This window comes from Paenibacillus sp. JT22N7, from assembly GCF_059383875.1.
The window spans coordinates 195,060-220,086 of the sequence record NZ_JBXENY010000008.1; the positions used below are offsets into that span (position 1 = coordinate 195,060).

General features: G+C 50.6%; 19 protein-coding genes. 15 read left to right on the forward strand and 4 right to left on the reverse strand.

Features of this window, described 5'->3' with window-relative positions:
- The first annotated feature begins 30 nt into the window (after window positions 1-30).
- From AC50Y5_RS21875 to nikE, 6 genes are all read left to right on the forward strand, one after another.
- Window positions 31-501, forward strand: coding sequence for a CcdC family protein (locus AC50Y5_RS21875; RefSeq protein WP_056032105.1), 471 nt, complete (start codon window positions 31-33; stop codon window positions 499-501).
- 179 nt (window positions 502-680) lie between these two features.
- Entirely contained in the window at window positions 681-2,321 is a 1,641-nt protein-coding gene (gene nikA, locus AC50Y5_RS21880; protein WP_494863713.1) for a nickel ABC transporter substrate-binding protein, read from the forward strand.
- Window positions 2,322-2,359: 38 nt separating this feature from the next.
- Complete coding sequence (gene nikB, locus AC50Y5_RS21885; RefSeq protein WP_056032094.1) at window positions 2,360-3,304, forward strand: nickel ABC transporter permease subunit NikB; 945 nt, start codon at window positions 2,360-2,362, stop codon at window positions 3,302-3,304.
- Window positions 3,304-4,134 carry a nickel ABC transporter permease subunit NikC gene (gene nikC, locus AC50Y5_RS21890; RefSeq protein WP_494863884.1) on the forward strand — a complete coding sequence of 277 codons (831 nt, stop codon included), beginning with the start codon at window positions 3,304-3,306 and terminating at the stop codon, window positions 4,132-4,134. Before nikB ends, nikC begins: the two co-directional genes overlap by 1 nt.
- A gap of 15 nt (window positions 4,135-4,149) precedes the next feature.
- Window positions 4,150-4,983, forward strand: a complete 834-nt coding sequence (nikD, locus tag AC50Y5_RS21895) for a nickel import ATP-binding protein NikD (RefSeq protein WP_494863716.1) — start codon at window positions 4,150-4,152, stop codon at window positions 4,981-4,983.
- 3 nt (window positions 4,984-4,986) lie between these two features.
- A complete protein-coding gene (gene nikE, locus AC50Y5_RS21900) occupies window positions 4,987-5,811 on the forward strand; it encodes a nickel import ATP-binding protein NikE (protein ID WP_494863718.1) in 825 nt (274 codons plus the stop codon).
- A 71-nt stretch (window positions 5,812-5,882) separates the two neighbouring features.
- On the opposite strand, the gene AC50Y5_RS21905 is transcribed toward nikE, so the two are convergent.
- Both AC50Y5_RS21905 and AC50Y5_RS21910 read right to left on the reverse strand, forming a co-directional pair.
- Complete coding sequence (locus AC50Y5_RS21905) at window positions 5,883-6,539, reverse strand: phosphatase PAP2 family protein (RefSeq protein ID WP_056032083.1); 657 nt, start codon at window positions 6,537-6,539, stop codon at window positions 5,883-5,885.
- 887 nt (window positions 6,540-7,426) lie between these two features.
- Complete coding sequence (locus tag AC50Y5_RS21910) at window positions 7,427-8,104, reverse strand: cyclase family protein (protein WP_056032080.1); 678 nt, start codon at window positions 8,102-8,104, stop codon at window positions 7,427-7,429.
- Between the two features lie 336 nt (window positions 8,105-8,440).
- On the opposite strand from AC50Y5_RS21910, the gene AC50Y5_RS21915 reads away from it, so the two are divergent.
- The 4 genes from AC50Y5_RS21915 (at window position 8,441) to AC50Y5_RS21930 (ending at window position 12,094) form a co-directional block, all read left to right on the forward strand.
- Entirely contained in the window at window positions 8,441-8,641 is a 201-nt protein-coding gene (locus AC50Y5_RS21915) for a cold-shock protein (RefSeq protein WP_046231731.1), read from the forward strand.
- 229 nt (window positions 8,642-8,870) lie between these two features.
- Window positions 8,871-10,037 carry a Gfo/Idh/MocA family protein gene (locus AC50Y5_RS21920; RefSeq protein WP_056032077.1) on the forward strand — a complete coding sequence of 389 codons (1,167 nt, stop codon included), beginning with the start codon at window positions 8,871-8,873 and terminating at the stop codon, window positions 10,035-10,037.
- A 188-nt stretch (window positions 10,038-10,225) separates the two neighbouring features.
- Window positions 10,226-11,059, forward strand: a complete 834-nt coding sequence (locus AC50Y5_RS21925; RefSeq protein ID WP_056032074.1) for a methyl-accepting chemotaxis protein — start codon at window positions 10,226-10,228, stop codon at window positions 11,057-11,059.
- Between the two features lie 81 nt (window positions 11,060-11,140).
- Window positions 11,141-12,094, forward strand: a complete 954-nt coding sequence (locus AC50Y5_RS21930; RefSeq protein ID WP_081418676.1) for an aromatic acid exporter family protein — start codon at window positions 11,141-11,143, stop codon at window positions 12,092-12,094.
- A 128-nt stretch (window positions 12,095-12,222) separates the two neighbouring features.
- On the opposite strand, the gene AC50Y5_RS21935 is transcribed toward AC50Y5_RS21930, so the two are convergent.
- On the reverse strand, window positions 12,223-12,834 hold the full coding sequence (locus AC50Y5_RS21935; protein WP_056032071.1) for a hypothetical protein: 612 nt from the start codon (window positions 12,832-12,834) through the stop codon (window positions 12,223-12,225).
- Between the two features lie 313 nt (window positions 12,835-13,147).
- Window positions 13,148-14,074 (reverse strand): zinc ribbon domain-containing protein, encoded by a 927-nt coding sequence (locus tag AC50Y5_RS21940; RefSeq protein WP_081418675.1) that lies wholly within the window; start codon window positions 14,072-14,074, stop codon window positions 13,148-13,150.
- A 273-nt stretch (window positions 14,075-14,347) separates the two neighbouring features.
- Between AC50Y5_RS21940 and AC50Y5_RS21945 the strand changes: the two genes are divergently transcribed.
- The 5 genes from AC50Y5_RS21945 (at window position 14,348) to AC50Y5_RS21965 (ending at window position 25,014) form a co-directional block, all read left to right on the forward strand.
- Window positions 14,348-16,120 (forward strand): vWA domain-containing protein, encoded by a 1,773-nt coding sequence (locus AC50Y5_RS21945; RefSeq protein WP_494863723.1) that lies wholly within the window; start codon window positions 14,348-14,350, stop codon window positions 16,118-16,120.
- A gap of 1,002 nt (window positions 16,121-17,122) precedes the next feature.
- The gene (locus AC50Y5_RS21950; RefSeq protein WP_494863724.1) at window positions 17,123-20,512 is read left to right on the forward strand and encodes a tubulin-like doman-containing protein; all 3,390 of its coding nucleotides are present in this window, start codon (window positions 17,123-17,125) and stop codon (window positions 20,510-20,512) included.
- Between the two features lie 4 nt (window positions 20,513-20,516).
- The gene (locus AC50Y5_RS21955) at window positions 20,517-23,009 is read left to right on the forward strand and encodes a transcription initiation factor TFIID (protein WP_494863726.1); all 2,493 of its coding nucleotides are present in this window, start codon (window positions 20,517-20,519) and stop codon (window positions 23,007-23,009) included.
- 51 nt (window positions 23,010-23,060) lie between these two features.
- Window positions 23,061-24,347, forward strand: coding sequence for a vWA domain-containing protein (locus AC50Y5_RS21960; protein ID WP_494863728.1), 1,287 nt, complete (start codon window positions 23,061-23,063; stop codon window positions 24,345-24,347).
- 25 nt (window positions 24,348-24,372) lie between these two features.
- Window positions 24,373-25,014: a beta-mannanase gene (locus tag AC50Y5_RS21965; protein ID WP_494863730.1), complete on the forward strand. Its 642-nt coding sequence runs from the start codon at window positions 24,373-24,375 to the stop codon at window positions 25,012-25,014.
- The last annotated feature ends 13 nt before the right edge of the window (window positions 25,015-25,027 follow it).

Here is a 25,027-nt window from a genome sequence, read left to right on the forward strand (position 1 = left end):
ATCTATTCCTTCAAAGAAAGCGGTGTGAGCATGAACGGCTCTGTGTACGTATTCATTATTTTAATCGCGGGATTGATTTTATGGAGGAGGACGCGCAGCTTTTATCGTCCGATTCGCGGCAGCGGCATACGTTTGCTGCTTCCCCTTCTTTTCATGCTGCCGGGCTTCATGATTTTCCTCAATCCTCACATCCATGCGCCGCTGCTTGAATGGCTCCTCGCTATTGTGATCGGCTTAGCGCTGTCGATACCGCTCATCTGGACGACTAATTATGAGGTGCGCGAGGATCAGCAAATTTATGCGAAAAAGAATCGAGGCTTCATCGTCGCTTTTCTAGCGATTTTGGGCATTCGCCTGCTGCTGCGAAATTATGTGTCGATGCTCGATCCGGAAACGTTCGCCGCCTTGTTCATGGTGATCGCCTTTTCCTATATCATTCCTTGGCGCGTCATGTCTTATCTGAAGTTCAGAAAGCTTGCTAGAGAACGGCTCGCGGCGTAGCTTTTCCATGCACGCACAAAAACAAGCAGTAAATAACAAGTTAGGCAATTGGACCTTGTATGAGGCCCGATTGCCTTTTTTCACATGATTTAAGGACGAAGCTCATTGACAGCCTATAAGCTTTTCACTATTATTAATGAGAATCATTATTACTGAACCGAAACGGAGACAACGACAACATGATTAGAACGACCAAGAAAACGCTCCTATCTATCGCAGCTACGATTTTCCTCGTATCAACCGTGCTTATGGCATGTACGAAGCAGGAAGCGGCGCCAAGCGCTAGCAGTGGAACTACTGAAAACGCAGCAGTCGTATCGGAAAAGGCCATTACGTTATCTTGGCCGCGTGATATTGGAACGATGAACCCACACACATATAATCCTTCGCAGCTATTTGCCCAATCGATGATTTATGAGCCGTTGGTCAGCTATAAAGCAGGGGGCAAGCTTGAGCCGATGCTGGCTGAATCATGGACGATTTCGGAGGATGGCAAGGAATATACCTTCAAGCTTCGTCAAAATGTGAAGTTTTCCGACGGAACGGCTTTTAATGCCGCGATCGTGAAGAAAAATTTTGATGCGGTTATGAAAAACCCGAGCTTGCACAGCTGGCTTGGCGTTATCAACGTTCTCGACAAGACGGAGGTCGTTGACGAATACACCTTTAAAATGACGCTGAAGCAGGCCTATTATCCGGCTATTCAGGATCTTTCGCTCGTTCGCCCGGTTCGTTTCTTGGGTGAAGCCGGTTTCCCGGATGATGGAGACACTTCTAAAGGAATTAAAGAGCCGATTGGAACAGGCCCGTGGATGCTGGCTGAATACAAGAAGGACGAATATGCCGTATTTACGCGCAATCCGAATTATTGGGGCGAAAGTCCAAAAATCGATAAAATCACCGTCAAAATCATTCCTGACGCGGAAACCCGCGTATTGGCTTTTGAAAAAGGCGAGCTCGATTTGATTTATGGAGAAGGTGTCATCAGCATGGATGCCTTTAATAATTTGAAAGAATCCGGCAAGTATGCAACCCAATTGTCCGAGCCGGTCGGAACAAGAAGTCTTCTGCTGAATACAACGAATGACAAGCTTTCCGATTTGCGGGTGCGTCTGGCTCTTCAGGCTGGCTTTAACAAGCAGGCGATGGTTGAAGGCATTACGCTCGGCCTTGAGGAAAAGGCGGATACGATTTTGTCCAAAAACTTCCCGTATACGAATATCGACGTACAACCTGTCGAATACAATACGGATAAAGCGGCTGCTTACTTGGATGAAGCAGGCTGGAAGCTGCCTTCCGGCAAAGCCGTTCGCGAGAAGGATGGACAGGCATTAGAGCTGGAATTGATTTTCGATAAGACAGATCCGATTCAAAAAGCGATGGCTGAAACGATGCAAGCCGAATGGAGTGCGATCGGCGTGAAGCTGAACATAACGGGGCTTGAGCTCACGACGCAAATTCAGCGCCGGAAAGCGGGCGAATTTGACCTTGATTTCTGGTACAACTATGGCGCGCCGTATGATCCGCATTCCTTCATTAACGTTGTAGCTGAGAAAGGCTGGGGCGTAGCCGAGGCCAACTCCGGCTTGCCAATGAAGCAGGAGCTGGATCAGCAAATCCATGAAGCGCTTGCCTCGACGGATGAGACGAAGCGCCAGCAGCTGTACAGCTCCATCTTGCTGACGCTGCAGGAGCAATCGGCGATTGTGCCAATCTCCTATATTAAGAAAACGGTAGTGCTTCAAAACAAGGTGACGGACTTTGCGTTCCCTGCGAATCGGGACGAAAATCCATTTGAAGGAATAAACATTAGCCAGTAATAAGCAGCCAGTAGCAAGAGCCAGCAGGGAGGCAATCCATGATTAGCTATATCGGGAGGCGATTGCTCGCAATCGTCCCTATCATTCTTTTTGCCATTCTTATTACGTTCGTACTCATTCAGGTATCGCCTGTCGACCCGGCAGAAGCTTATTTAACGGCTGCCCACATTCATCCGACGGAGGAGCTGCTCGCTGAGAAGAGACATGAATTTGGCTTGGATCAGCCGCTGCTCGTCCAATATGGGCGCACGGTCGTCAAGATGGCACAGCTTGATTTTGGAAAATCGTATATGACGAATGAACCGGTATGGGAGGACGTCGTATCGAAAATGCCCGCGACGGTGCAGCTCGCCGTCAGCAGCATATTGTTTGCGATGCTCGTCAGCATCCCGCTCGGCTTTTTGTCGGCCATTTATAAGAACAGCCCGATTGATCATTTCAGCAGAGGGCTCTCGTATTTCGGGGCGTCCATTCCGCAGTTTTGGCTCGGTTATTTATTGATGTTCTTTTTCGCCGTCAAGCTGGATTTGCTTCCTGTAGAAGGCAAGGGCTCGTGGGAAAATCTTGTGCTTCCGACGCTGACCCTGTCACTCGCTCTTATCGCTATCTATACCCGGCTGCTGCGTGCGAGTGTGCTGGAGCAGCTGCAGGAGTCGTATGTGCTGTATGCGAAGACACGAGGAATCAAGCAGCGGATTATTATGGTCAAGCATGTGCTGAAAATCGCGATTTCACCCGTCATTACAGGCCTTGGCATGAACTTTGGCAAATTGCTGACCGGGACGATTATCGTGGAGCAGGTATTTTCGTGGCCGGGGTTCGGCCGATATTTTGTCGATGCGATATTCAATCGGGATATTCCGGTCATTCAGTGTTATGTGTTCCTCGCAGCTTGCTTGTTCATTATCTGCAACTTAATCGTTGATTTGGTACAGCTTTATATGGATCCCCGAATTTCCCTGAAAGGAAGAACCGACCAGTGATTGCGAGACTACGCACCGTCCTGAGGGGCCAGAAAGCGATTGCCATATGCACGGCCATTTTACTCGTTTTTGCTATTGTGACCCTTTTAGCTCCATGGATTTCGCCACATGACCCTATCAAAGTCAATTTGGCGCTTAAGCTGCAGACGCCTTCGGCGGAGCATTGGCTCGGTACCGACCATTTAGGGCGCGACACTTTATCGCGCTTGCTCTATGGCGCCCGTATTTCACTTGGTCTGGCTTTCTTGATTTTTATTGCCTCTCTGGGGATCGGCTTAGTTATTGGAACCATTGCAGGGTATAGAGGGGGCTGGCTGGATGCCTGCCTGATGCGTTTTTGCGAAGCGGTCATGACGATTCCGAATCTCGTGCTCGTTTTGGGCATGGTCGGCATTTTTGGACCGGGGCTGATGCAGGTTGTGCTGGCGCTCATGCTGGTGCAATGGGTGTATTACGCCCGCATGTTCCGCGGCATGGTTATCAGCCTGAAAGAACGCCAGTTTATTAGCGCCGCTCGAATCAGCGGCTCCTCCGAGTGGAAAATTATTAGACGGCATATTATTCCGAATGTGCTGCCGCCTATTTTGGTCATGGGAACGCTTGAGATGGGCTGGGCGATTATGGATATTTCGGCATTATCGTTTCTAGGCCTCGGCATTCAACCGCCGACTCCGGAGTGGGGGGCGATGATTCATGAAGGCAAAGCCTTTATTCGCAGCCATCCGGAATTGATGTTATATCCGGGCTTGATGATTTTGTTCGTGGTCATTACGTTCAACATATTAGGTGAAGCGTTGTCGGAGCGATTTGGGGTAAAACGACGGATGTGAATAGGAATGAGGCCCATGTTGGAAAAATCTCGCAAGGTGCTGCAAGTAAGCGGCCTGCATGTGAAAGTAAAGTCGGAGCAAGGGATGCTTTCCCTGATCGAGGATATTCATTTTGATATTGGGCACGGCCGTGTGCTTGGCCTCGTGGGCGAGAGCGGCAGCGGCAAGTCGGTTACCTGCAATTCCCTGCTGCAGCTTCTGGACCCGAAGCATACGACCGTTGAAGGCAGCATTCAATTGAATGGCCGCGAGCTGAATGGTCTGAAGGCGGAGGACATGCGGCAAATACGGGGCAAAGAAATTTCTTTCATTATGCAAAATCCAATGAATGCTTTTACGCCGGTATATTCGATTGGCGTTCCTTTCATTGAAACGATTCGTACACATACCGCCCTTACGAAAAAACAAGCTGTCGAGTTGGCCGTCACCGCGATGGAGGCGATGAACTTGCCCGATCCCGCCAAGCTGTTGAAATTGTATCCTTTCCAGCTCAGCGGCGGCATGCTGCAAAGGGTCATGATTGCGATATGCATGTGTCTGCGTCCCGCGGTCGTCATTGCCGATGAACCGACAACGGCGCTGGATGTCGTGAACCAATTGCAAGTGCTGAGAGAGCTGGATCGCCTTCGAGTGGAGCATGGCACGTCAATTTTGCTCATTTCCCATGACTTAGGGGTCATCTCTGAATTGGCCGATGAGGTTGCTGTGATGCAGCAGGGACGAATCGTAGAAAAGGCAGATGTGTTTCAATTGTTTGATCATCCGCAGCATCCGTATACGAAAAAGCTGCTGAATGCCAGACCGAAGCTGCCTGACCATCTGAGCGGATATTTTGAAAACAGGGGGTAGCGTATGCTGCTGCAGGTAAAGGAAGTCACCCACACCTATGGTGAGACGAGGCTGCTATGGCGTTCTGCTAAGCGTGCCCCCGTGCTCTCAGGCGTCTCTCTTGCTCTGGAGGAAGGCGAATGCCTCGGTCTGCTTGGGACGAGCGGTGCGGGAAAAAGCACATTAGGCAAAGTGATTCTCGGATTGGAAAAGCCGCAAGCCGGTCAGATTCTTTTTCAAGGGCATGATCTTTACCGGTCGGATGCAGCTACCCGCAGATCATTGCGTCGGGATTTGCAAGTGGTGTTTCAGGACTGTTATTCATCGGTCAACCCGCGTGCGACAGCGCAGCAGATCATTGGCGAGCCATTGGAGAACTATGAGCGGCTGTCCGTACAGGAGCAAAAACGAATGATTGGCGGGCTGCTCGAACGGGTCGGCCTGAAGCCAGATGATATGCAGAAATACCCGAATCAATTTAGCGGAGGACAGCTGCAGCGCATTAATATCGCGAGAGCGATTGCCTTGAAGCCAAAGCTGATTGTACTAGATGAATCGGTCAGCAGCCTCGATATGGTGAATCAAACGCATATTTTGAGTTTGCTAAGCGAGCTGAGGGCGGATTTTGGGCTTTCGTACGTGTTTATTACGCATGATATTAAAGCGGCCTATTCGATATCGGATAAGCTGGCGGTGATGGAGCATGGGCGGGTGATCGAGATGTGCGATGATAAGGATCAAGTTTTCGCATCCACTCACAGGGCCGTGAAACAACTGCTTGCTGCCATGCTCCCCGAGCATCCCCGATATCGCTTCCGATCGTCATTGGATAGCCGTGCAGAGGCTTAATCGTAAGAAAAGAAGACTCCAGCTCCACTTATACAGTGGTTTTGGAGTCTTCTTTGTTTACTTCTGCCCTATCACATCGCCTTGCTGCTGACATATTGCTTCTTGCGCACGTAGAAGCGGTTAACTGCCAGGCGAACGAGCTGATACGTAACCTCGGCGACGAGAATGCCGCCAACGACATCGAGCAGGGAATGCTGCTTAATGAATACGGTAGAGGCTATAATCAGCCACATGAGCACGCTCCAAGAGATCCGGGAAACGTTGCTTAGCTTAAGATCGCGGTTGATCGTAATGAACAGCAAATAACTGGTGAGGCAATGCACGCTTGGGAAGCAATTCAGCGGAGCATCATTGTTATATATAAATTGAACCAGCGTCAACGCCAAATTGCTTGGTTCAATGTCGGGACGCGGCACATACGTAGCGAACATGAGAAAAATCACATTGCAGCCCATAACGGCAATATTGTAGGCAGCTAGAACACGCCAATAGATTTTGCGGTCAACAATTGCAAAGTAGATAAACGCCAAATACATGACAGGCATCCAGCTCATATAAGGAAAGACAAACCAGGAGAGGAAAGGGATTTTCACGTCAATCCAATAATAATTGTAATGGACGGTTTCAATGGCACCTGCATTTCTCCCAATCCATAAGTAAATCAATCCTTGTATATAAATGGTTGAAACGCCCAATACATGCCACCATCGTAACAAAAACGACTTCATCACGGCCTCCTTAAGCAACGTACTTACAATTTTTAAAAATATAAGCTTTTATAAGAGTCACACTTATAATGGGCTCATATTTCACCGCGAAACGTTAGCTTTGCCGCCAGAGGACGGCGAAAGTCGTTCACGCTAATTTCTCTGCCTTAACTATAGACAATCCAGCGTCTTATTTCAAATTGTATGCGATTTCCCTGATTTCTCCTGAAACTCAATCGAGCTTTAGTAGGCAGGCCATTTAGGCCGCTTGAGCTGGGTTGGTACGTTATCGGGAGAATATGGCAGGATGTTTCTGGATGCCTTCCATGAGCCTATGAGAGAGTGGCTGAGCTCCAATTATCCGGACTGAGGCGGTCTGACCGGATTTTATACAGGGGGAAAAGTCCGCTATACTTAAAGAAACCCAATCGCCTGGGAGAACAAAATGGAGGTTACTCACTTGACTTACAAGAAGATGTTGGGACGCCGAAACGAAATTCTGAAACGACACCTGAACTCATTTATCCTTAAAAATAACCGGGAAGGCTTGAGCGGCCAAGAGCACAACTTTTATCAAAGCATGCTCAAGGAGCTGTATCAAGGCGAATCGCAGCTCAATTCGATGAAAAGCTAAGCTTAGTGAAAACAAACGTGTATGCATCAAAAGATATGCAGGCAAGTGGAATATGGTTCCTGAAGACTGCTGGGCAATGCCCAGCGGTCTTTTTTTGTCGTATTTTTAGACATGCCAAGAGCGAGTCTGCATATATAAACACGGCCTGGTCATTAAAGCCCAAGCCGTATATGATCGTTAAATGTATTTGTAAAATTAGAGAAAACGAACCATTTGCCCATAAGGGGCCAATAGGTGCTCGGCTATGGTTTTCTTTTTATGAGTTAAACTACGTTTAATAGCGTTTCTCTGCGAAAACCGTAGCAAGGCTGCTGTCGACTCCTTCAATAAACAAAGGCACCGCGTAAACGACGCCCACATTGGACAAATTATGATTTAAGTTCATATCCTCGATCAGCAGGATGAATCGTCCATCCACCCGGTCTTTTCCAAGCATGGTTTGGTGGAAAGCGATGCCTTCATCCATATGCAGCGGTGAGGCAGAAGAAATGAAATCCATGCCTACGGCTCGCAAGGAATCAAATACCATTAAGTAATTAGCAGCAGAAGCTGAAAAACCCGGATTATGATTGCCGTAGCGAACAGGGTCGGAAGTGCGGATTTTCCCGAACCCTGTACGTATGAGCAGCAAATCTGTGCCAGCGATCTGATGGGCAAAGGGCTCAAGATCTGCTTTAGTAATCAGCTCGTCATCGGTTTTTGGAATATCGAGGACAGTCACATGATGAAACACAAAATTGTCTATAGGAAGCTCGCTCAGCTTTTTGCCTTGTGGATTGAAGTGCCAGGGGCCGTCGATGTGGGTGCCGCTATGATTAATCGTTTTTATCATAAATTGATTAAACAGATCGCCTTTTTGGATGCTGAACTGCTGAACGATCTCAACAGGGGGATTATCCTTATACACAGGAGTATGCACACTTAGCGGGTAGGATAAGAGCAGTCGCTTCATTTTTACTAATCTCCTTTATTTTTATTATTGAAGCAATCAGTCCTCGTTTGACTGGTACAGCATGGAACTATCTTATTGATGAAGCGGCATATTCATGACCAGGAGAGCCGGGAAAAAGCCGAATAAAGCGGCGGTTTCCGCGCTTTATTTTAATCGCTTACATTTGCGCTGGTGTTTTCCAAACAGTTGTGGTATGATAAGGGTAATAAAAATTAGACCTGAATTCACATATGATAGAAGGTTATGGTTTTTGAGGTTATAGCCTGCTACCATATGTGATTTTTTTATTTTTAACGAAATAAAGGGGTCATGTTTTATAAAGAAGGAGGTGCTCTTATGCAAACAGGAACAGTTAAATGGTTTAACGCTGAAAAAGGCTTTGGTTTCATCGAAGTTGAAGGCGGAAACGATGTATTCGTACATTTCAGTGCAATCACTGGCGACGGATTCAAAACTTTGGACGAAGGTCAACAAGTTGAATTCAACGTGGTTCAAGGTAACCGTGGACCGCAAGCCGAGAACGTTGTAAAGCTGTAGGCTTTAAAACGGACTAAATGCCCGCAAGGGATTAAAGACAGCTGTTCGGGATTTTTCCCGGCAGCTGTTTTTTTATGTTGTTGGAATGAATCGGTACAGTTGCCCTGCTGGGTGCACGTTGACGAAAGGCGAGGCGAGCGCTACACTGAAAGGGAATCAGGATTAGGATAGCGAAAGCGCTTACCGGAAATTAAGCTTCTTCCATTAGACTAACGGGTTGGTGAAGAAAGTGGAAAAAATAAAAGTAGGCGTAATTGGAGCCGGTTTTATTGGCCCTGCGCATATTGAGGCCTGCCGAAGGCTTGGCTTTGTAGAGGTAGTAGCGGTTTCCGGCTCGGACCAGAGCTCATCAGAGAAAAAGGCACGGGAGCTGGGTGTGCCGCTCGCTTATGGCGATTACCGGGACATGCTGAGAAATCCCGATATTCAGGCGATTCATAACTGTACGCCGAACCATTTGCATTATCAGATTACGAAGGAAGCGATTGAAGCGGGCAAGCATGTGCTGTCGGAAAAACCGCTGGCCATTTCAAGCGAGGAATCGGTAGAGCTGCTGCGGCTCGCGAAGGAAAAAGGCATCGTCCACGGCATTAATTTCAATTATCGCCAGTTTCCAATCATTCAACAGCTTGCATCGATGGTAAGGGACGGCGATTTAGGCAAAGTCAATTTGGTTCACGGCAGCTACTTGCAGGACTGGCTGCTGTACGAAACGGATTATAACTGGCGGATGTCCTCGGAGATCGGCGGCAGATCGAGAGCGATAGCGGATATAGGCTCGCATTGGTGCGATTTAATTAAATATGTCACAGGGAAAAAGATAGACGCGGTATTCGCCGATTTCTCGACCGTGCATCCGGTACGGAAGAAGGCGAAGCAAGCCTCCGAAACGTACCAGAAGCAGGGAGATAACGCGGAATATGAAGATGTAGCGATTGATACGGAAGACTATGCGACCGTGCTGCTCCGTTTTACCGACGGCACGAAGGGGGCCTTCTCGGTTTCGCAAGTGAGCGCGGGACGCAAAAACCGCCTCAGCTTTGAGCTGAATGGCACGGAGAAATCGACCTTCTGGAATCAGGAGGAGGCAGAAAAGCTGTGGATTGGCTACCGGGACAAGGCGAATGAGGTACTGATGGCTGATCCGGCGCTTTTTGCGGCAGACGCCCGTTCCTCGATTCATCATCCGGGGGGCCATAATGAAGGCTGGCCGGATGCCATCAAGAACATGATGCAGCATTTCTATGCGTATATTCGCGACGGCAAGCATCTAAGCGGCGAAGAGCCGCCTTTCGCAACGTTTTTGGATGGGCATATTTCGATGAGCACGACGGATGCTATTTTGAAAAGCCATGCGACAGAGAAGTGGGTTAAGGTTGAGGTTTTGGAAGTGTAATGAATATAGAGACATAGGCTTCTTCAGTGAAGCGCTATGTCTTTTTTTTATTCGACCTTCCCTTATATCAAATCAGAAGTCCTTCATAAAATAGTACGCTAGAATTATTGTGAATTAACACTCCATAAAATTAACCTTGCTGTCGATATTATAGTATAACGTTTTTAATAAAGGGGAAATGGGAAACTATGACTACCGTTCAAGCTCTGATTGAAGCCATGCCTTACATTCGACAAATGATTCGTGAAAATGTTTCATTATCCATCATTGATGAGAAAACCTTTGTTTATTTTGATTCAGAGGACCCATTCAAGCTTGGATATAAATCCGGTGACCCTTTGCTGGAGATTAATCAGAACTATAAGGATTTGAACAATGGCAACGAGAAGACGGTAGCCCATATTCCGAAGGAAATAACGGGTGTACCGCTGGATTGCTTATTTTTGCCCATAAAAAATGAACAGGGCGAAATGCAGGCTTGCCTGTGCGTCACCTACAAAATGGATAATCAAGAGCTGCTTGCACAGCTCATGGATAAGACGGAGCATTTTAATGGCAAATTGCTCGATGGTGTTCAGCATCTGGCTGCCCATTCGGAGCAGCTGAACTCGACATCCGAGGAAATTTTAATTAATACGAAGGAAGCGGTCGAAAAGTCGCGCGATGTCAATAAAGTCGCAGGCTTTATCCGCGAAATCTCAGAGCAAACCAACTTGCTTGGGCTCAATGCGGCGATTGAAGCAGCGCGTGTAGGCGAAGCGGGAGCAGGCTTTGGCGTAGTGGCATCGGAAATTCGCAAGCTGTCCGTGGATACGAAAGGAGCGACTACTCAAATTGAGCAGTCGCTCAAGCTGGTGCAGGAGTCAATCAAGCTGATGGAGACGGAAATTGCCGAAATTACTTCATCTTCCCAAGAGCAAGCGAAGCTGGTCAGCAATCTCATGGAGATTATTGAGCAGATGAACGCAACGGGTTTGGAAATGCATGGATTTATTAAAAAAGTCATCTCGTATCAGCAATAAACCGATAGCAAAGGGCGATTTTACTACATTTGCGGATGTATGCTATGATTCGAGCATACACTACAACTGGAATGAAATCAGGTGAAAGTCATTAAAATCGGTTTTCGGACGATTAAGACGGCAGTTGGCGTCAGCCTGTCAATCTTAATCGCCCATTATTTGCAGCTGGAAAACTTTACGGCAGCGGGTATTTTGACGCTGCTGTGCATTCAGCGGTCCCGCCGCCAGTCGAATCAGGCGGCCATCAGCCGCTTTCTTGCCTGCATGACGGGCATGCTTTTCTCCATGCTCATGTTTCAATTGCTCGGCTACCATGCGTATGCTTTCTTGGTCGTTCTGCTGCTGTTTATTCCGTTTTGCGTGAAGCTGCGCATTCATGAAGGCATAGCCAGCAGTGCGGTTATTATGATGCATGTATTTGTCCATGGCAAGGTCGAGGTTTCTTTTTTGCTCAATGAGCTGTTCGTTGTCGTGATCGGCCTTGGCGTTGCGCTGCTGGTAAACAGCTACATGCCGAGTATTGATAAGGAAATGACCCGCTACAAGCAGGAGACAGAGCGTTATATTGCCGTTATTCTCAAGGAATATGCCTTGTATTTGAAGAAGGGGTATACGCTGTGGGACGGCAATGAGCTGCTTCAGCTGGAAACGGTGCTGCGGAAGGCCAGCCAGATTGCCCAGCTCGATGCGGAAAATTACAGGCCGCTCAAGAAGGGGCCGAGCTATCGTCAATATTTTGAGCAGAAGCGCAAGCAATATGATTTGCTCGAGCGTCTGCTGCCGCTTGTTTCGCAAATTACGTCGCAGCTGGAGCAAGGCGAACGGATTGGCGAATGTATGGAGCTGCTCAGCGCCTACGTTGGCGAGGCTGAGTCTTCGAGAGAAGACCGTTACGATTACTTTTATGAAATGCTGCGCGGTGTTCGCGAATATCATAAGCTGCTGCCTTTGCCGCAGACGAGGGATGAATTTGAAAATCGGGCCAGCCTGTTTGCGGTAGCCAATGAGCTGGAGCGATTCGTCAATACGCTGTAGTTCCTGAGCCAGACCACGCACAAAGCTGGACTATACAAAAATGAAAGCCAAGCTATTCTCTTCCTGCACAATGGGAGAGGGTGGCTTGGCTTTTTTGAAATTTAGGAGTTGGCGGACGGGCGCCGCTTTCAGAAGAAGGAGAAGGGCAGGCGGAAGAGTGCTCTTTTTTTATGCGGCTTGCGCTCCATGCCTCCTGCGGCAGGCTGCACGGATACGAGCGACGATAGCTGCTTATTACGCTCCTGCATGCTCGACAGGGAAGCCGCCAATTGATTGAGCGTCTGGCGGATTTCCTCCAGCTCCTCGCGGTGATGAAGCAGCTGCACGCCAATGACCTCGTCCGCTTTGCGCGCCAGCGTTCCTTCTATGCGCTCCAGGCGCTCTGCCAGCTCTTCCTGCGGATTTTTGAAATCCCAAGCGGATTCGATTTTGATCTTCGTCTCTTCCGGGCTGAAAGCGGGGAAGGGAATGGCGGCACCAGCAGCCCCGGCAGCCATTTGCTGCAGCCCCGTGACACCAACCGTTTGAGCTAGCTCAGGCAAGGTCATCTCATGAAGCAGCTCGCCCGCCTCCAGCTTCGTCTTTACGCTTTGCAGCTTCTCTAAAGCGGGTTCATCGAAAATATAGTGACCGAACATATCCTTGCTAAAGGAGGCAGGGAAAAGGGCAACCCAGCGTCTGATCGTCGTTTCGCTCACAGCTAGCTGTCTGGCAGCATCTTTCGTTTTTAACAGATTCATTAGCGAGCACCTCGTTTCATTCGTCTTTGCTGTAAAGTATTCGTTGTGGATAAGGTACTCCCTGCTAGGGTGACAAAGGTAGTGTCGAATCGCTAAAACTAGTGTGAAACTGCCGAAAAATGCCCCTCTCGCGCGAGCCAGCGCGCTTTCTCCCGTAATTGGGCAAGTCCTATGCCATTAGGGCGTCCAAACGTACGAAGAGAGCTGTTTTTCGACAGCAAAAGCTGGGTTTGCGCTATTCTTTTCACCTAAAAATAGGTAGTATAGAGAAAAGGAAGTTTTTCCAGCTTCAGTCCAGCTGCAACGAGCCGTTCTATTGAAACTGAGTGTCCCATTTGTACTTTTCATTATAAATTTCGAAAACTTCTGTGCCAAGCGCTCCCCAGTTATGCTGCGGGTTATTGCGAATGACATTGTAGAGCCGCAGAAAGCGGTCCTTCGGCAGCTTGCGCGCATAGCGCATAACCAGATGCGGGTATAAAATGACGTAGCGCTTCAAGCGCACGGCTGCTCCGGCAATGCCGACGAGAATTTGCTCGCCGTCCTTCATGCGCAAAATTTGCGCTTCATGAATAAGGGCGTAGCGGAACGCCTTCTCCTTCAGCAAATCCCGTTTCAGCTTGGTTAGCTCGCCCATATACAAGACAAGGTCCGGATTGAAATGGTCGAGCAGCAGCGGCTCCAACATCAGATCCATATCTTTGCGCAGTACGAACGATTGCAGCAGTAAAATTTGCTCTACCTTAATTTGGTCCGTACGGACGAGCGTGCCGATCTCGCGCAGCATTTCATACGCTTGCTGCTTCTCGTCGTTATGGAACACCTCGATCGCCGCTTCGCGGTCGAGCCGCAGCCCATCTACAAGCTTAAACGATTCGCGCTGCAGCAGCTTGCCTAACTGGTAGCTGCGCCGTTCCGCGCTGGTGTTGCGGCGAAGCATCCATAGAAGGATGAGCGCCGTTACGCCGCCAGCAGCGCAAAGACTCGTCTGCAAAGTCGACTCTGAAAAGAATATTCCAGCGGCAACAAGGGCAAGGATGAGAATAGTTTCCTTTACGAAACCTCTTCGTTGCAGCGACGACGCCTTTTTCTCCAGTTTAATGAGGGAAGATTTTCCGCAGGAGGGGCATATTTTATCGCCCAGTATCGTGAAGCGGCCGCAGCTGCGGCAAATTTTAAGCTTTTCATAAGCTTGTCGTGTTTTAATGTAGGGATTCAGCTGCACGGGTATCTTTTTCATCAAGAGTTCCCCCGATCGCTGTTCTTAAAGATAGCTAAGGCAAGCTGATCAAGCTGCTCTGGCGTAGGTGCTTTTTTACGCTGGTTGTAGTAGTGGATACCCCGGAGCAAGACGAAAAGAAACAATATTCCTAGACATACGTATGTAACCATAAGCGCGAGTCCTCTCTTATGCTTGAAGTGATTTAAGCGATTCTATCAGGTATACTGACAGTATATCATTATTAAGACAACAAGGACCAATATGCTTAATTTGTGGAGAAGGAGCCAAAAGATGATTCAAATATATCGTTACCTCACCATGTTATTTCTTATAACGCTGCTTCCATTAGCCGGGTTTGCTCCCGCTCCTGCACATGCAGCCGCGCAGAGCTCGCAAATCGACGCCGTTCTAGTACTGGATGTCAGCCAGTCGATGAGCACGAGCGATCCGGGCAGCATCGGCAACGAGGCGATGAAGATGTTCATCGACATGCTGTCCGAGAAGGGCGATCAGGTGGGCATCGTATCTTATACCGATCAAATTCAGCGGGAGAAGGCACTGCTCGAAATTAGCTCGGATGCCGATAAAACGAACCTCAAGCAATTCATTGACCAGCTCAAAAGAGGGGCCTATACCGACATCGCTGTCGGCGTGAAAGAGGCGGTCCAAATTTTGAATGACGGGGCCGACCCCGATCATGAGCCGCTGATCATCGTGCTGGCGGATGGAAACAATGATTTTAATTCGAAGTCGGGCCGTACGCAGGCCGATTCGGATTCAGATATGGATGCTGCGCTCAAGGAAGCGACCAGCAAAGGATATCCGGTCTATACGATTGGGCTGAATGCCGATGGCAAGCTGAATAAAGCGGCGCTTGAGAGCGTGTCGCAGCAAACGGGCGGCAAGTCGTTTTCCACGAATACAGCGGCTGACCTGCCGCAGATTCTGAGTGAAATTTTCGCCAGCCATTTGCAGCTTAATGTTGTGCCTGTCGATTCTTTTACAGCTGACGGCAACTATCAGGATGTCAAAATCACAGTGCCGAACAGCAACGTGCTCGAAGCGAATATATCCATTATGTCCTCCAAGCAGGTAGAGGCGAGGCTGATTGATCCATCCGGCAACAAAATAGCTATTCCGAGCGATCAGGTGCTGCTCTCGACGTCCAAAACGTACTCCCTCATGAAGCTGTTGAAGCCGGAGGAGGGTGATTGGACGCTTCAAGTGAAGGGCGCGGATCGCGACAAAATTGATATCAATCTTATTTTCAACTATGATCTGGCGCTGGAGATGGATAAGCTGCCAAGCTCGTCATACAGCAAAGGGGACAGCATCCCGATTAACGCTTATCTGGTAAGCGGCGGGAATAAGCTGAGCGATCAGGAGCAATACCGCAACATGAAGGCGGTTCTGTACGTCAATGATTTGGATACGGGTAATACAGAGGAAGTTCAGCTGAACAATGCGGGCGATCATTTTGAAGGCACTTATAAGGTGGCAGACAAACATGATTATGAGCTCAAGGTTCGCGCGGAAGAAGCAAGCTTCTATCGTGAAACAGCTGTCGTAAAAATTAGTGCTAAAGGCAGCGCTTCGGCGGGCACAGGCACTGGGACTGCGGCGGAAAGCGATAAGCCATTCCCGCTCATTCCGGTCATTATTGGAGCGCTTGTGCTGATTGCGCTGCTGGTCGCTGCCTTTTTCATCATGCGTTACCTGAAGCAGGCGCGGCGCGGCTTTGTCGGTCAGATGGTCATCGAGATTCGCGATGAAAATACGGGCGACAAAACGTTCCCGCAGTATAAGAAGCTGAATGCCTTCCGGGGCAAATTCTCGCTGCATCAGCTGCTGCAGCTGGCACCGGAGCTGAAGGAGACGGAGAAGCTCATATTCGTGCCGGGCAACAGCGATCGCCTAATACTTCGCAATGGCTCGCCGTGTACGGTGGAGAAATCCGGACGTGCGGTTGATGCCAGCGGCGGTCTGGAGGTCAAGAGCGGGGAGCGGTTGACGATTCCTTTGCAGCAGATCGATAAGACGATTTTTATCGAATATATTGTTTAGATGGTTTTGGTTTTTGTAAAACGGATGGGTGAAGGATGGAGCTGCGCGGCGTGAAAGGTTTGGCTTACGATCGCCATTGCCCTTGGAATTGTTCAATTAACCGCTCAGCGGTACAATTCCAAGGGCAGGGGATTATGCTTACGAAGCTGCTTTCCTACGGAAAGCTTTAAGCGAACGCTCCGCTTCTCCAGCTCAAACCTTTCACTTCGCTGCGCTCCCCTTTCACCGCAAGGGTTTTAAAGAACATTAAAACCATGGGGGGTTCCGGCGGGGAAGAACACTCCGCAAACCTAAAGATAAAAGATAAAAGATAAAAGATGAAAGATGAAAGATGAAAGATGAGGTGCAAGAACTAGGGAGTGTAAGCAATCTGGAGTCGGCCTGCTGAGATTATGGCCGAGATCGAGTCGCTCAGGATGCGTACTCCTTTTTTGAAGGACTGAGATTCCGCTATTTTGGTTTTTAATGCGATTTCAGGGGGCAAGCGGACTGGAAAGCCGTTATCCTACCCATTATTCCGTCAAAACAGCCATTTGCAGCGCATTAGCGGCTCCTGAGTCCGCTACTTATGGCAAAACCATAATTCAGTTGAAATAGCGTCTGCTGTGTCCGCCAAGTCTTTCTTTGTGCAAGGAGCAGGCCTCTGTCATAAGGAGCATGGAGCAAAAATATTAGGGGATTTGCGAGGGGGAAAGGGCCTTGCGGTCGTCTATTGTAGATAGACTTTTGTGGGAATATAGGGTTAGAGGTATGGTGAGAAAAGCGGAATGGAATGAAAAGATTGGACTGGAGAAGCGTTAGCGTTCGTTTAAAGCTTTCCGTAGGAAAGCAGCTTCGTAAGCATATGCTTTTACCCTTGAAATTCCCCGTATACGGGATTATTAATAGAATTTCAAGGGTAATGGCGATCAGTTGCCAATCTTTTCATGCAATGCAGCTTCTTTCTCACCATTCTTCTAACAAGTATAGAGCAATGATTCATACCATTTGGAGGTAGAACGAATGAAGCCGATTGTTAGAGAACATATCCAGCAGCTAGACGTTTCATTAGGCGGAGGTATCGTCAGTGAGAAAATTCGCGTCGATACAATCGATAATCCTATTCTCATTATTGGACTCGGCGGCACCGGCATCGATGCGCTGCTGCGCCTGAAATATCAAATTAACCGACGCTTTAAGCTGCCGGAAGATCCCTTGTCCAAACGCAAGCTGGAAAAGCCTAATAACGTCGAATTTCTAGCTTTTGAGACCAATGAACAGGACCGCAACAAAAAATATAAAGGCATCGGCCTCGACCCAATCAATGAGTTTGTGCTGCTTTCCAATGCCGAAGTCGGCGGGCTGCTGCAAAACCGCAGCATTTTGGAGCCGTACATCACCGATTGGCTGTCGCCAGAGCTGAGCATTACCGATGGCATGAACGGCGCGGCAGGCGTACGCCAAGCTGGGCGTCTGCTGCTTTTTACGAAAATCAATCAGGTTGTGCAAAGCATCGATAAAAAAATTAAGACGCTTTCCGTCGGCACAAGCAAAAAGCTGATGGTATTCCTGCTTACCGGTCTATCCGGTGGTACGGGCAGCGGCTGCTTCCTTGATATTTCGTATATCGTGCGCGGTATTATTGAGCGCGATCATGGCTCGGCGGGCGTTGACCGCGTCAACACGCTGGGGTACCTTTTTACGCCGGATATTAATCTCGCAAACAAAAGCTTAAGCGAGCATACTAGAGAATATATTAAGAAAAATGGCTACGCCGCGCTCAAAGAGCTCGACTACTGGATGAATGTTGATGCCCGCGGCGAGCGCTTCAAGCAGCAGTACGGCAGCATTCTCAGCGTCAATTCGCCGCTTCCACCGTTTAACCTTTGCCATCTGATTTCGGCGACGAACACGGAGGGCAAGCTGCTGGAGAACGCTTATGACTACTGCATGAACGTGACAGCGGAAAATATTACGAACTTTATGGCGAGCGAGGATAAGCAATCCGGCGAAGAGTTTGCTATTCACGACTATATCAGCAACATCCGCACGAATATTGCACAAATGAACAAGCAGTATCCGGCGAACTATGATTACAACATTATTGGCGCTTCGTCGGCGGTACTGCCGATTGAGGAAATGACGACCTTTTTGGCGTATCGCCTGTTTAGCAAAATGGATAAAATGTTCCACAAAGCGCCGACTCAGGACGATGTGGAGAAATTCGCCCGCAAGCTCGGCATTGATCTCGATACGATGATCAAGACGTTTGAGTCGCGCGTTCCTGAGCCGCTTCCGGGCTTTGAGAACAGTGAGCGCCTGAACTACAGCAATGTAGTGAAAATGCAGGTGGTCAACATGGATACCGAGCTGGAGCAGACGTTCCTGACGCGTGCCCGCGAGGAATATGTGAAAGCGAAGAAGCAGCTGCCAGGGGAAATCGTCGGCCAGTTCACCGACCAAATCCGCCGTACCTTCCTGCATCCAGAGCAGGGACCGTTTTACGTATCCCGCCTGCTGCACACCGAGAAGGGCTTCTGCCTGCTGAAAATGCTGCTTTCCTACATTGAAGTGCTGCGCGAAACGCTGCTGCGCCTGCCGCGCGACATTGAGTCGGCAAGCATTCAAGCGGAAGAGCGGATGGGCGATGCGAAGAGCGCCTTCGTGTCCAAGGACAAGAAGAAAAACAGCTACATTGAAGCTAAAATCAATGAATATTGGCTGCGCGCCGATGTAGAGCGTACCGAGCAAATGATCGAGTTCTACGAGGATCTGTATCAGCTGCTGAACAACGAGAACAATCGCTTCTACAGTGTATTTACTGAAGTGCTGAACGTGCTGAATGGCATTTTTGCGAAAAATGGCGATATTCTGATCAATGGCGACGAGCAAGCCGATCACAAGGGCAACAAAACCTACTATTGGAATTTAGTAGGCGTGCCGGACATTTCCGATGTGATCGCCCGCATTATGGAGAAGAAGGATGTCGATGATCTCATTCGCGACTTCTCGCAGGGGCTGCTTGACCATTCCGACCAGTGGGTGAAGGAGAAGGACATTGACATCGTCAATTCCATTTCCGACTTCCTGACCGATAAATTCGGCGATTTGATTACGAGATCGATGGAAGATTTCCTCGTGATGAAATACGGCAATGACGAATCGATTGAGAAGTTCGTCGAGCGCTTTATTGCGACGAAGCTGGATGAAGAGGCAGTTGCCGTGTTCAATCTGAGCAATAGCTCAGGCAATTTGCATTTCCCTTCATGGGGCTTCGTATCGGTGCCGCAGCATGCGCCGAGCATACTCAAGGGCATTCGCAATTACCAAAGCAATGCGGTAGGCAAATCGCATTTCACCATTAAAGAGAGTGAAGTGAAAAACCGGATTTTCTGGCTGAATACGAAAAATGGCGTGCCGCTGTTCGTCTATACGCCGCTCAAGGTATATGAGGAAAGCTATGAACGGACGATTCTCGATAAAGAAGGCGTCGGCCGCCATCTCGTCATGACGGAGAAGGTCAACTGGACGAATCTGCCTTCGCCAATTCCAGAGAAATCATGGGGCGATACGTACAGCAATGCTAGGGTGAAAGGCTATAATGCCCGCGTGCGTGCCGAATTCCAGCGTGCGCTTGGCTACCGGATTATTAGCGAGAAGGGTGTCGACAACAGCATGAGCAGCCGTTATGCGGTGCAGTTCACCCAGCCATTCCAGCTGCAAGCGCTGCTCAGCTCGTACAATATGGAGGCTAGCGCTGCGAAGCCGAATCTTGGCGAAGTGAAGCGCGCTGTCATTGAGCTTCGCCGCCTGCTGGCTGAAGGCTTGGCACCGGATGGAGTGAAGGATATTTTCGGCAGCCTGAATGAAGATTTGGCGCAGGAAAATCTCATTCGTTCCCCAGAGCTGCTGGCGCGTGTGCGCGAGGAGCTGGCGAAATACGATGCGATTAGCGACAAGGTCCTTGAGCTTGAGAAGCTGCTGAGCCTGCATCAGGATGAGGAGAAGTGGCTGGATCAATTTATTGAGGCGCTTTATACGGAAACGATTGTGAAGAAAGGCGCGCTTTATGTCTATGACCGCGACCCAGAAGAAGAGGCGTGGGCGCCATTCGCCAATCTGATGAAGAGCAGCAGCTTCGTGGAGCATGAAGTGTTCGAGAGCTTCCGGGGGCTGGATGAGAAAAACCGTGCCGCCCTGCTGCGCAAAGCATCGCGCCGGGTGACGGATTTGACGGCAACGGAGGATACGAAGCTGCTCGTTCATAAGCTGGATGAGCTGTTCAGCGCATTCCTCGACGCCCGTGACCGCCTGGAGTACGAGCGGATTGAGCTGGCGAACGGAGAAGATTTGTACCAGTTCTACAAGCAAATGACGAGCAAACTAAACGACATACGCAGAAAGTTGAAGTAGGCCTATGAGAGAGCTTCTGGAGCGGTATGCAGCTGATTATGCGGCTGCCGAGCAAATGCTCAGCGGTCATGGAGACGACCAGAGCATCATTCATTATCCGACCGTATTTTTGTATATTGGCGACGAGGCGGGGCAAGCCATTGAGCCGATGATTCAGATGAATGCGGCGAAATGGGAAAATAGCGCTGGCGTGATTTATTTCCACGCCGCGTCCACTTCAAGGAGCGGCGGCTCAGCCAGCGGAAGTGGCGGGCAGCCGCCAGCCGCCGGAGCAGCAGGCGCTTCTGCCGGAAGCTACGCAGGCGGCAATGCAGCATATGCCGGCGGAAACGGACGGCAGGCGGCGAGCGCCGCCAATGCCGCCAAGGTGACTGAGGTCGTGCTGGACGGCTTGTCGTCGTTTGGCAGCGACCATAAGGCGGGGCGCAAGGAGCTATGGGAAGCCTTCCGCGGCAATGCCGGCTATTTGGCTGACCTGAACCGCGCGCTTCGCGGCGTCAGCGATACAATTGCCGATTATGGCAGGCTGTATGCTTCCTTCGATCGGCTGCATTTGGCGGTTATCACGCGTGCCGATGACCCGATGAATGCGCTGGTGCCGGATATTTCCCTGCTGGCACAGGCGATTTTTCAGCAATCGTTCAAATCCGTGCAGATGGATCTTTATACGCTAATCAGCGAGCGTGAGCAAATGGATACCTTCGCTCACGCCAGCGCTATTGGCGTGAGCTTTCTGCGCGAGCTGGAAGGGATGCAGCGGCCGGACTATACGTTCTCGGCGCTGCTTGAGGTGACGGGCGACGGGCTGGCGATTCCGGTCGTTCACCCGCCGTCGCCGCTGTTCGATCTCGTCTACGTGCTGTCGGATCGCAATGAGAAGGGCATGACCGCCGTTAACGGCATTCGTGACAACTATGATATCATTTGCCACATTCAGCTGCTCAAAAACCGCAAGCGCAAGGATGCGCAGGCAGATGAAGCCTACGGCGGCTACAATAACTCGACGTTTAAGAACAGCCTGCGTACGGAGTCAGGCAGGCAGGGCTTCGTCTCAGCGGGACTATCCAAGGTGAAGCGCCCGAATTATTCGATTGCGCTGACGGTGCTGTATCATCTGCACATGCAGCTATCCGAGCTGCTGGCGAAGGAGCCTGAGCTCAGCATGCGGGAGAAGCTTGCCTGCTTTGGCCTCGATCCGGCCTCGGTCGATGCGATGCTGACGCAGCTGCTGCCAAGCGAGGAGCAGCTTGCCGACATGACGGGACTGCTAACCTCTGGCGTCCGATATGAGCAGTTGAAGCCATTATCGCTGAGAGACGCTGAGGAGGCGCTGTTCGGGGATGGGGCAGCTGTCTTTTTCCATAATCATTTTGCCCGCACGGCGCAGCAGCGGCTGTCCGAATTTGGAGCGGCGCCGGAAATGCGGCGTGCGGTTGCCAAGTTCGAGCGGGAGCGCGCGGACATTAGCTTCTACCAGCTATGTGCTTGGACGGAGCCAAGCGGCGACGATGGCAGTGTGCTCGCAGGCGTCCGCAGCCGCATTAAAGAGCTGGCGATTGCGGTGGAGCAGGCGCGCGAGGAGTTGGAGCGCACGCAGTCGGGACGCGCGGAAGATGTCCGCATTCAGCGGCTGCCTTTTATGGATAAGCAAAATTTGCGTTCGTTTATCCGTGCTTTTTTTGGGCTGGTGTATGGCCAGAAATGGGAGCTGCTCCGGCTGGAGCTGGAGCTTTCCCTGTATCGCCGCTTGGCGGATGAGCTGGAGCAGCTTCATGAACTGTATCGCCTGCGCGTCAAGCAAATGGCGGATATGGCGGATGTCATGAAGCTGACGGCGCTGCAAAGCATCAAGACCGCTGACGATTACATCGGGCAAAATATTTTTGAATATTACGCTCGGGTAACGGCAGATATTGTGCTGGATGTGCAGGATAAGCGGGGAGCGGGCATCTGGTTTGATGAGCGTTATCTCGGTTCGGCGGCGGAGCTGCTGGAGCAGGGCAATGAGGCCTACGTAAATAAGCTGGCCCAGTTATGCTTGAAGCATGTGCTGACGGCGGAGCCATTCGCCCAGACGTTCGAGGAGGAGCTGCTTCGCAGGGCGAATGTGACGATCGACTACACGAACCGCCAGGCGCTGGCGAAAGAGGATTTGTTCAAGCGCCTCTACCGGACGCTGGAGGAGAACGCGTCGATCAACGTTCGGCTGCTGGACTACACGCATGAGCATCGCTACGAGGAAAAATATATGTTCGGCGACGCGGACAGCGAGTTTGTGCAGTATGCGCTTGGCGTCGACGAAACGTCGCGGATCTACAAGCTTGGCTGCATTCACGAGAAGCGCAGCAGCGGTGTGGAGAAGCTGAACCTGATGGGCGGCTTCCATCTTGAAGACCTGCTGTATTATCGCAACGGCAAGGTGTATTACGAGACATATAGAGAGAACGGCTATGCGTTCCACGGCGTGGACCCGGCGGGCTTGCCGGAGCTGCGTTAGACCGGGGCGCAGGGAATAAGCCGAATGAATGTAAGAGAGGATGCTATACACATGCAGCGAAAAATAAACCTGCTACTATTGTTGTTTAGCTTAATAGGGGGATTCATCGGCTACGCCATCGGAGAACTGATGCTGGCGCAGTGGACGGGCGATATGCCGCGTTCGGTTCTCATGGGCTTGTATTTCGGCGTACTCGCATTATTTATCGGGCTCGGCTGCTTTGTTGCAGAGCTCGTCAATCCACATTTGAACGGCTCATCCTGGCGCCAGCGCTACACAGGGCTTTCGTGGAAGCTGTTCGTGCCAGCGACGCTTGTGCTGCTTTTTGCAGCGGGCTGGGGACTGCAGTTTTTTTACGGACTCAATATTGGTGGCTTAAAGCAGGTGAAGGATATTGTCCTTGTCATCGACAACTCCGGCAGCATGGCGGAGACGGACCCGGACAATCAGCGTTATGTGGCGGCGAAGCAGCTTATTGACCAGATGGACAATGACAAACGCGTCGCGATTGTGGGCTTCAGCGATTTGGCGGAGCAGGTGCTGCCGTTTACGAGCGTAGACTCGGCTGCCAATAAGGCAGCAATCAACGCGGCGATTGACTCGTTTGTGCCGACGGATGGCGGAACGAATTTCAGCGTCGCGCTGGAGGAATCGTTGAAGACGATTGAGGCGAAGGCGGACAGCAAGCGCGGAACGATGGTGATTTTGCTGTCGGATGGCTTCAGTGAATCCGATGTGGCTCCGCAGCTGGCGCTCTACAAGGAGCAGCAGATTGCGATTAATTCCGTCGGCCTCAGCCTCGTGGATTCGAGAGGGGCGGACCTGCTGCGCAACATTGCCGAGTCGACAGGCGGCGCTTATTACGATGTGCAGAAGGCGACAGAGGTATCTACAGCGTTCCAGACGATCTACGATACGATCGATGATCGCACGCTCGTCACCGAGCGCACGGGACCGATGGCCGATGCAACGTTTTACAAAATCGTTCGCGTCATCTCGATGCTGCTGATCGGCGGTGTGCTGGGCGTAGCGATCGGGCTGTTCTTCGACAATCGCTATTTGGCGCGCAGCTTCGGCATTGGCGGTGCAGTTGGCGGCTTGCTGGCGGGCCTCGTGCTGGAAGCGTGGCTGTCTGGCCATTTACTCAGTGATTCGTTCACCCGCTTCATGGCGATTGCGCTGCTTGCAATTATGATCTCCTTATTCACCTTGATCGTGCCGATTAGAGAAAACAGCCGGCCGGTGAACGACAGGCGCCGCGGGGCTCCAGTCCCGAGAGAGCGCGGAGCATCGAGCGGCGACGGAACCTCGAAGGATAGCCGGAATCATGGATTTTAGAAGTCAGCTAGGGGGCGATTGACAGATGCGATTTGTGGAGGCAGAGGGCGATTCGCCGCGCATCAACGGCTTATCCCATACGCTGAATGGCGACCGCTGCACGCTGCAATGGCTGTGGCCGAGCGGCGTCGAGGCGGTTTATATCGGCAAGGCGGAGGCCGAGCAGGCGGCATTCAGAGGAACGCCGGAGCTTGCATCATTAAAGCTATATACTAGGGCCGAATACAAGGCGAACAACGGCTATCATATGAGGCTGGAAGGCATCGGGCGTTACCGCTTCACCGTCTACATTTATGAAGAGGGAGCGGAGGATGGCAAAGTCATCTGGCTGCAAAGCGATGGCCGCAACGAGCTGGATGTGAGCGCCGGCAGAGCGAAAATCCGCTATTCCGTCAAGCAGAAGACCGGTTTTCTTCAGCGCTATAAGACGGTTTCCATTCAGGTGACGGCGGAGGTGCCGATTGCCAAGGATGTATTGTGTTATGTGAAAAAGGCGGGGGGCTATCCAGCGAGCAAGGACGATGGCATGATGTATCCATTTGCCGCCGCTTTCGCCTCCGGGCGGAATGTGCTTCCGCCAATCGAGGTCGGCAAGCAGGACTTCGTCCGTGTATTTTTCACCGATGGCCCGCGTTTCGCACAGCTGTACGAACTGGTGCCGGAATGACAGCAGGAAGGGG

What these genes read in the sequence shown, in the direction of transcription:
- AC50Y5_RS21875 (WP_056032105.1), top strand. Translation starts at nt 31, where the DNA reads ATGAACGGCTCTGTGTACGTATTCATTATTTTAATCGCGGGATTGATT.
- nikA (WP_494863713.1), top strand. Translation starts at nt 681, where the DNA reads ATGATTAGAACGACCAAGAAAACGCTCCTATCTATCGCAGCTACGATT.
- nikB (WP_056032094.1), top strand. Translation starts at nt 2,360, where the DNA reads ATGATTAGCTATATCGGGAGGCGATTGCTCGCAATCGTCCCTATCATT.
- nikD (WP_494863716.1), top strand. Translation starts at nt 4,150, where the DNA reads ATGTTGGAAAAATCTCGCAAGGTGCTGCAAGTAAGCGGCCTGCATGTG.
- nikE (WP_494863718.1), top strand. Translation starts at nt 4,987, where the DNA reads ATGCTGCTGCAGGTAAAGGAAGTCACCCACACCTATGGTGAGACGAGG.
- AC50Y5_RS21905 (WP_056032083.1), bottom strand. Translation starts at nt 6,539, where the DNA reads ATGAAGTCGTTTTTGTTACGATGGTGGCATGTATTGGGCGTTTCAACC.
- AC50Y5_RS21910 (WP_056032080.1), bottom strand. Translation starts at nt 8,104, where the DNA reads ATGAAGCGACTGCTCTTATCCTACCCGCTAAGTGTGCATACTCCTGTG.
- AC50Y5_RS21915 (WP_046231731.1), top strand. Translation starts at nt 8,441, where the DNA reads ATGCAAACAGGAACAGTTAAATGGTTTAACGCTGAAAAAGGCTTTGGT.
- AC50Y5_RS21925 (WP_056032074.1), top strand. Translation starts at nt 10,226, where the DNA reads ATGACTACCGTTCAAGCTCTGATTGAAGCCATGCCTTACATTCGACAA.
- AC50Y5_RS21935 (WP_056032071.1), bottom strand. Translation starts at nt 12,834, where the DNA reads ATGAATCTGTTAAAAACGAAAGATGCTGCCAGACAGCTAGCTGTGAGC.
- AC50Y5_RS21940 (WP_081418675.1), bottom strand. Translation starts at nt 14,074, where the DNA reads ATGAAAAAGATACCCGTGCAGCTGAATCCCTACATTAAAACACGACAA.
- AC50Y5_RS21945 (WP_494863723.1), top strand. Translation starts at nt 14,348, where the DNA reads ATGATTCAAATATATCGTTACCTCACCATGTTATTTCTTATAACGCTG.
- AC50Y5_RS21950 (WP_494863724.1), top strand. Translation starts at nt 17,123, where the DNA reads ATGAAGCCGATTGTTAGAGAACATATCCAGCAGCTAGACGTTTCATTA.
- AC50Y5_RS21955 (WP_494863726.1), top strand. Translation starts at nt 20,517, where the DNA reads ATGAGAGAGCTTCTGGAGCGGTATGCAGCTGATTATGCGGCTGCCGAG.
- AC50Y5_RS21960 (WP_494863728.1), top strand. Translation starts at nt 23,061, where the DNA reads ATGCAGCGAAAAATAAACCTGCTACTATTGTTGTTTAGCTTAATAGGG.
- AC50Y5_RS21965 (WP_494863730.1), top strand. Translation starts at nt 24,373, where the DNA reads ATGCGATTTGTGGAGGCAGAGGGCGATTCGCCGCGCATCAACGGCTTA.